At 38.1% G+C, this 7504-nt stretch carries 7 protein-coding genes; 4 read left to right on the top strand and 3 right to left on the bottom strand.

What is annotated here, in order from left to right; translation table 11 throughout:
- Positions 1-592 precede the first annotated feature (592 nt).
- The 4 genes from F6K54_RS36280 (at position 593) to F6K54_RS36265 (ending at position 4650) form a co-directional block, all read left to right on the top strand.
- Positions 593-2491 carry a mechanosensitive ion channel family protein gene (locus F6K54_RS36280; RefSeq protein ID WP_293088707.1) on the top strand — a complete coding sequence of 633 codons (1899 nt, stop codon included), beginning with the start codon at positions 593-595 and terminating at the stop codon, positions 2489-2491.
- 518 nt (positions 2492-3009) lie between these two features.
- A complete protein-coding gene (locus F6K54_RS36275; protein ID WP_293088705.1) occupies positions 3010-3519 on the top strand; it encodes an LptA/OstA family protein in 510 nt (169 codons plus the stop codon).
- A gap of 275 nt (positions 3520-3794) precedes the next feature.
- Complete coding sequence (gene lptB / locus F6K54_RS36270) at positions 3795-4523, top strand: LPS export ABC transporter ATP-binding protein (RefSeq protein ID WP_293088703.1); 729 nt, start codon at positions 3795-3797, stop codon at positions 4521-4523.
- Positions 4504-4650: a hypothetical protein gene (locus tag F6K54_RS36265; protein ID WP_293088702.1), complete on the top strand. Its 147-nt coding sequence runs from the start codon at positions 4504-4506 to the stop codon at positions 4648-4650. Before lptB ends, F6K54_RS36265 begins: the two co-directional genes overlap by 20 nt.
- A 230-nt stretch (positions 4651-4880) precedes the next feature.
- On the opposite strand, the gene F6K54_RS36260 is transcribed toward F6K54_RS36265, so the two are convergent.
- The 3 genes from F6K54_RS36260 to F6K54_RS36250 all read right to left on the bottom strand — a co-directional run bounded on the left by F6K54_RS36260 (position 4881) and on the right by F6K54_RS36250 (position 7057).
- Positions 4881-5660 carry a PP2C family serine/threonine-protein phosphatase gene (locus tag F6K54_RS36260; RefSeq protein WP_293088700.1) on the bottom strand — a complete coding sequence of 260 codons (780 nt, stop codon included), beginning with the start codon at positions 5658-5660 and terminating at the stop codon, positions 4881-4883.
- Between the two features lie 335 nt (positions 5661-5995).
- On the bottom strand, positions 5996-6181 hold the full coding sequence (locus tag F6K54_RS36255; RefSeq protein ID WP_293088699.1) for a hypothetical protein: 186 nt from the start codon (positions 6179-6181) through the stop codon (positions 5996-5998).
- A gap of 213 nt (positions 6182-6394) precedes the next feature.
- A complete protein-coding gene (locus F6K54_RS36250) occupies positions 6395-7057 on the bottom strand; it encodes a VWA domain-containing protein (protein WP_293088697.1) in 663 nt (220 codons plus the stop codon).
- Between the last annotated feature and the right edge of the window lie 447 nt (positions 7058-7504).

Genomic DNA, 7504 nt, shown 5'->3' with positions numbered 1-7504 from the left:
TAAAAAAATTCTCCAATCGTCATAACTACGCTCATCTTTGTAATTCTCTCTCCTCCTGACTCCTGACTCCTGACTCCTGACTCCTCCTGGCTTAACCATTCTATGGCTGTTTAACCGGATTTGATATTATAGTGATTTTCACAAAAGTAGATTACAAAACTTCTGCCTTCTGCCCTCTTCCTTCTGCCTTTAAGTCAAAATCTTTGTATTCTATGAAACATGAAAACTGCTATAAAATATTACAATTTATCTCCGGATATTTCTCCTTTCAGATAGAAAGCAATCAATAGACATCTCCAGAAAAGAGGGAACAGGGAACACCGGAGCTGGGAACAGGGAAGAACAATTGATAATTTCTGGATAAGAATTGATTGTCTTTTTGATTTTTGGAGATGTCTAATAGACTAATTTTATTTTCAATAAAAAAATTAGGTCTCAAGTTTCCCATTTTAAGGGGATAAAAAAGAATTGGTTATTGACTAACAGTAAAAAGTCCGGCAAACCTTCTTACCTATTGCCAGATGAGCTGTTGCCTAAAAGCGACCAGGTTTTTTACGCAACTCAAATGAAATTACTATAACTGAATTGACTTATGCAAATTTATAAATTTATTTCATTCAAACAACCACTAATTCAGCAACATAATTGGGTGCATCTCATATTTGCAAAAATACTTTTTTCCTATATATTCCCTATTCTCTATTCCCTGTTGCCTGTTGCCTGTTTCCTATTGCCTAAAAGCCATAAATTTTTTGCTTTATTCAAAATTGAGATGCACCCACATAACTTCTTTAATCGCGATAAAATCTCAAAAATTATCACAGTTATAATTTTTAGCCTCTTAACCTTTATTCTGATAATTAATCAAACCCTCTTAGCATTAGGCCAGACTTCAGAAACATTAGAGAATAGTAATATTGAAAATATTACTCAACTTCAATCATTAACACCTATCAGTAATATAGTTTATAAACCAATCAAAATCGACAGCAGAGAAATTTTCAAAGTAGCGGCAGTAGCAGGACAAGAAATTCAAGGAAATAGCAATACATCTCCCCTCAATATTCGAGTTAGACTGTATGAAAATAATCTTAAACAAACAATTAAAAATTGCTTTGATGCTGATACTTTAAAATTAACTGTTGAAACCCTAGAAAATCAGACTTTAGTATTTGCCTCAGATGCAGAAGAACTAAAAAATCAATTTCTGATTGCCATCACAGATTTAGATGCTCAAATTCATGGCATATCTAGAGAAGATTTAACTAATCAGATTATTGGTTTTTTGCAGGATGCCTTAATTAGAGCACAGATAGAGCGACAACCAGACTATTTGATCGGACAGTCTTTAATTTCTTTCGGAATAATATTAGTTTTGATTCTATTGAGCTTTCTCATATCAATTTGGCAAAAGTACTGCTTAAGAAAGTACCAAAAAATCCAAAAATCTATAGAAAATTTAAAAGTATCTCGCCCACAGATAGATGAATTGAGAAACTATCAAGAATTAACAACAGCAAAAACAGAATTAGCTTTAGGGCAAAAACAACAGTTAATCTGGGAGCAACAACAACATAAAAATTCTTTTTTTAGAAGTTTTCTGCAAGTAAATCATTTGATTTTATGGTTGTGTGGCATTATTTGGATTTTAGGTAATTTTCCTTATAGTCGTTGGCTACAAATTTTCTTAGTTTCTCATGTAATAGTTTTAATTATTATAGCTGGTACTTATTTAGCAATTAAAGGTAGTCCGGCGATCGTCAACTGGTTCGCTATAAATAGTTTTAAAAGATTAGAAAATCAAAATTATAGTCATAGAAAAATACCACAGGCAATTACTTTTTCTCATACATTGAAAGGAATTGTAATGTTTGTATTAGGTTGTATTGGTATGCTGGGGATATTTCAAAATTTCAATGTTTCTATAACCATAATATTATTAGGTTTAGGTATTATTAGTTTGACAGTTTCTTTAGGTGGTCATAATCTAGTTAAAGATATCATCAGTGGAATTTTAATATTGCTAGAAGACCGATATGCAATTGGAGATTTGATTGACCTAGATTTTACTATGGGTTATGTAGAAGATATGAGTTTTCGTGTAACACAATTACGCGATGCAGGAGGACGTTTAAGTTCAATTCCTAATAGCAAAATTTATACAGTACATAATTTGACTAAAGATTGGGCAAGTATTGATTTAAGAATAAAAGTCAATTTAGATTCTAATTTAAGTCAAGCAGTACAAATAGTTAAACAACTTGCTAATGAGTTAAAAAATGATGCCGAGTGGGGAGATAAAATTTTAGATGCTGGCAGTATTTTAGGTGTAAATAGTATTTCTCAAACTGAAGTAGAACTTATGATTAGAATGAAAAGTATACCAAGAGAACAATGGAATGTAGCTCGTGAGTTTTGCTACAGGTTGAAACAAATTTTTGAGTTGAAAAAGATTGTCTTTAATGCCACAATATCTTCAAAATATAGATAATATTAAATCCGATAGCATCGGTGTAATAAGATAGTGAATCAGAATCCAGAATTCAGCAATCCTGCAATTCAGAAGGGAAAAGAACTCAGAATTCTTTCCGCTCTAGGTGAAGATGGAATATTTTTTTATACCGAATTAAAAGGATTTGATATAATATAGCAATCCCATTTTATTTATGTATAAAAATCTTACCGCTTTTAGGGAACAGGGAACAGGGAACAGGGAACAGGGAACAGGTAGGAATTTCAGTTTTTTTTATCTACTTTTTAATTTGTCACAACTTATTTAGGATTGCTATATTATGTCTGAATAATCAGTGATAAAAAAACCTTCTCCCTTTGAAGCTTTCTTTCCCTTCTACCGTCTGTCCTCTTTCTTCTGCCTTCCTTCCACCAAAGTCTAATTATTCAACCAGATGATATAAGTCCCTTCAGTTTCCAGTAAAATAATACAAGTACCTAACTTCATACCCAAAAGTCAAAATAATATAACCCTTAACAACTTTCGCCCAATTAAAAATGATACTAAATAAAAAAATCTCAAAATTACTGATATTAAAAGGATTTGCCCTAATCATACCTTTGGCTGTAAATTCTGTAACATATCCTACATCTGCCCAAATTAACCCTAACCCACCCCCACAAAACTCCCCAAGCCGTACTATGACTGTTCGCTCCGACATTCAAGAAGCAGACTCTCGAACAGGAGTTGTTACAGCTCGTGGTAATGTCCAAATTAACTATCCAGCTCGCAAAATTCAAGCAACAGCAGCTCAAGCCCAATACTTTAGTAGAGAACGTCGAATTGTCCTCAGTGGAGATGTATTTATCCTACAGGAAGGCAATACAATTCGTGGAGAAACAGTTACCTATCTTATAGATGAAGGACGCTTCATTGCTCTACCTCAATCTCAAGGGCAAGTAGAATCTGTATATTTGGTCCCCACAGAGCAAGATACAGGTGGGGGCAATGATGTTACTGCTCCATTCAATCCAAAACCCGCCTTTAAAAGTCCAATCAGTCCCTAATTAGGGTTGGCTGAAATTGGTTGGTGGGGGTAGGACACGGGGACGCGGGGACGCGGAGACGCGGAGACGCGGGGATACGGAGATGGGGGGAACAGGCAGCGGTTTCGGCCATTTTATGTGAAGAAATTTTCTTGAATTTCAGCAGAAAATTTCAGTATTTTGAGGCAAATAAAAAGGAGATAAACTGAATAAAAAAAAAGCTCCATTACCAATGGACAATTGATAATTGATAATTGATAATTAATCCCCATTCAGTTTAAAGCCACACCTTTAATATGAAAATTGTTCTTGAGAATATTCACAAAAACTATGGTAAACGTGCCATAGTTAGTCGAGTTAATCTATTCATTGCCCAAGGAGAAATTGTTGGCCTCCTTGGTCCTAATGGTGCAGGTAAAACCACTACATTCTATATCGCTACAGGTATAGAAAAACCTTCCCTTGGCACTGTCTTTTTAAATGATTTAGATATTACAACTCTACCAATTCACAAGAGAGCAAAACTGGGTATTGGCTATCTAGCTCAGGAACCAAGCATTTTTCGCAACCTTAGTGTTAGAGATAATATTCTCCTAGTCTTGGAACAAACAAAAATTCCTCGTCGCCAGTGGAAAAAGTTATTAGATTCTCTATTGTATGAGTTTCGTTTAGAAAAAGTTGCTTCTACTTTAGGTTCACAAGTTTCTGGTGGAGAACGGAGGCGAACAGAACTAGCAAGAGCTTTGGCCTCTAGCAAAGATGGACTAAAATTTTTGTTTTTAGATGAACCATTTGCTGGAGTAGATCCTATTGCCGTTTCTGAAATTCAAAAGATTGTTGCCAAATTAAGAGAGCGAGAAATGGGCATTCTGATTACTGACCATAATGTTAGAGAAACTCTAGAAATTACTGATCGAGCCTATATTATGCGCGATGGACAAATCTTGGCATCTGGAACAGCAGAAGAACTTTATAATAATCCATTAGTACGTCAGTATTATTTGGGTGATAAATTTAGGTTTTGAATTACAGAGGAAGAAGGAAGAAGGAAGAGGGAAGAGGGAAGAAGGAAGAAGGAAGAAGGAAGAAGGAAGAAGTAAGAAGGAAGAGGGAAGAAAGAAGAAGGCTTATAGCAGTTTTCATCTGTCCTAACCTTATAATTAAAAAGAGCCGAGTAATTTTTTTGCTAATTAGCAGCTCAGTTAATGTTAATTATTCTGATGCTTACTTCCCCTCCTGGGAGGGGTTAGGGGTGGGTTCCCTCCCTGTACGGACGTTGCATGCAACGTCCCTACCTACTCCCCCACTCCCCCACTCCCGTACTCCCCCACTCCCCCACTCCCCTACTCCTCCACTCCCCCACTCCCCCACTCCCAACAACTCTAACCGGAAATAATATTACACTTTGCCAACAACAAAGTTAAATCATCATCAGTTCTACCTGTAACTTTAGGCGATCGCAAAAACTCCTCCAATTGTTCAGTCGCCTCTTGTTCATCTGTCACCACAGTCATAAACTTAAATAATGGTGCAAAAAACGGAAAATGAGGCAACCCCCTTGGCATATTCAAAGCCAGCATCTGCAACCCATCCGAAAAAATTGCCAAATGAACTGGTTTTCCTTGCCAAATCTTCACTTGAGCAGCTTCCACACCTTGCTCTGAAATCAAAAAAGTTGTCTCATTAATATATTCTCCACTTTGAGGAGCAGTCAGCGGAAAAATATTTTCCTCACTATCTCCCACCACAACCGCACCATCTCCTACCTGAGCAGCAATAGCAAACTCTGGTGTCGCCACCACCAAAATCAAAGTTGCAGCAAACTCCCGTGCTTCAACCTTCCTCACTTGAGACTCAGCAAAAATTGCTGTCCTCGCAGCTCTCAAAGCATCAATTAACTTATACTGCCAATCAACATTATTATCTTGAGACAACAAATGTTGTTGAGAAATAGTTTTTACGGCAGCACTGACAGCAATTTTTGCTCCTACTTCCCCAAAATTGGATGAACCAGCACCATCAGCAACTGCTGCAACTAAAATACCTCCCGGCAAAATCTCCCAATGATTTGCATCCTGACATGGTTGTCCGCGTTTTTCGTGACTTGTACCTGCCACTGACGCCGATACCACTCGCCAATGACTTTGTTCTTCTGTTAACATAACCTCATTTTTGATAACTTTCTTTCATTTGTTCAAGATATGGTGTTGCACTATCTGCTTTAGTTACTAATTGCAATAACACCTTCTTCTATAATTACAGCACTTTTGAGGATGGTGAGGTACAGTTGAAGATTAATCTCTATCTTTGTAAGGCTTCTAGCCTGTAACAAGCAGGATTACTAAATTTGCAGTTCAGGCTTCTAGCCTGTAACAAGCAGGATGCTTGAACTGCCAAAATTACTAAATAAAATTTTGTACCTCACTAACTCCGAAATTGCTGTAATTTGCTATCAGCGCTTCAGCTTTTATCAAAATAATTGGGTCTAAAACCCCGCCTAGATTGGCAAAATATTTTTGGAGATTTGCTCAAACCCCACAAAAACAACTTCTGACTTCTGACTTCTAACTTCTGACTTAAAAGGCTGAGGAGGAGCTGAAATGCTGAAAGCTGACTGCTGAAGTGCTTCTTTAAAAAGCATTGCATAATTGCGGGATGATTTTGTCACCAGAGCAGAAACCATAATCCCCGCGTCCCCGTGTCCCCGTGTCTCCGTGTCTCCGTGTCCCCGCGTCCCCGCGTCCCCGTGTCCCCGTGTCTCCGTGTCTCCGTGTCTCCGTGTCCCCGCGTCCCCGTGTCCCCGTGTCTCCGTGTCTCCGTGTCCCCGTGTCTCCGTGTCCCCGTGTCCCCGTGTCCCCGTGTCAGCCGAAATCATCTCAGTATTCAGCAACGCTCTTCACACTGTTCCCCATCCGGGAGGAGGTAGCGCAACTTGTTCGTCAACTTTAGAATGGGAAACCTGCTGCATACTGGCAGATAACCAAATAAACATTTCCCGAAAGTCAAGTCCTCTTAGTTTTAGTGGTGTTCTGAGTACAATTTCTCCAAGCTTATCCATATTCGCCCCTTCCACACCCACGGCAAAAAAGGCAACGTGTTTGTTATCTTCTTCTTGCCTAATACGATCTGCTGCTTCCTTTACAACTTTTTCTGACTCTCCTTGAGGTTCACCATCAGTAATCAAAAAAATCCAAGGTCGATAATAAGTTATGCCATTATTCCGATATTCTAACTTCCGAGCTGCAATCATATCCAGCGCTTTATTAATAGCTGTACCCATATAAGTTTGTCCTTGGGCTGTTAATACCGGGTTTTCAAATTGGTCTGCAGTGATAAACTCTTGCACAACTTTTATTTGGTTGTCAAAGGAAATAATTGCCACCTCTACTCGTTTTTTGGCTAAGCCATCAGTAATTAAATTATCTCTAAAAGTTTCTAAACCGTCATTCAAAGCTTGGATAGGTGTACCTGTCATTGATGCGGAGGTGTCCAATAGCAGGACACAAGGACAGCGGGGTTCAGGGTTTTCTGCAAATTCTACTGCTTCATCAAGTCTCATAGTATTTTTTTGGCCTTATATTATATTAGCAATCTATATTTTGACATCTTCAGGGGTTAAAATACCCTGACTGGATTTGGGCGTGGATGTGCGTAGCGGGCTAAACCCAGGCTATGCAATGCTTACGATATGTTTTAGTTAGGAAGTTCCTATATTGTCAAAGTTTTTAGTATATCAAATTTAACTTCTGGCTTCTGTACGGGTGATTCGCGAATCACCCCTACTTCTGACTTCCGTGAAACGGTATAGCGCTTCTGTAATTTATGAGATATAGTTTTAGATTCTCTCTGCCCCCAGATACCCCCTAACCCCCCTTAATAAGGGCAGGGCTGTTTCATTCTCGATAGACACGGAGACACACCAGACACACCAGACACGGGGATAGAGGCTTTTAAACGGCGTTGAACCAAATATTCTCTCAGAGCTTAAAGACGCGTACTTTGCGCT

The sequence above is a fragment of the Okeania sp. SIO3B5 genome (assembly GCF_010692555.1).
GTDB lineage: Bacteria > Cyanobacteriota > Cyanobacteriia > Cyanobacteriales > Microcoleaceae > Okeania.
The sequence above is the reverse complement of the archived record's forward strand: the minus strand, read 5'-3'. Positions and strand labels throughout refer to the sequence as shown.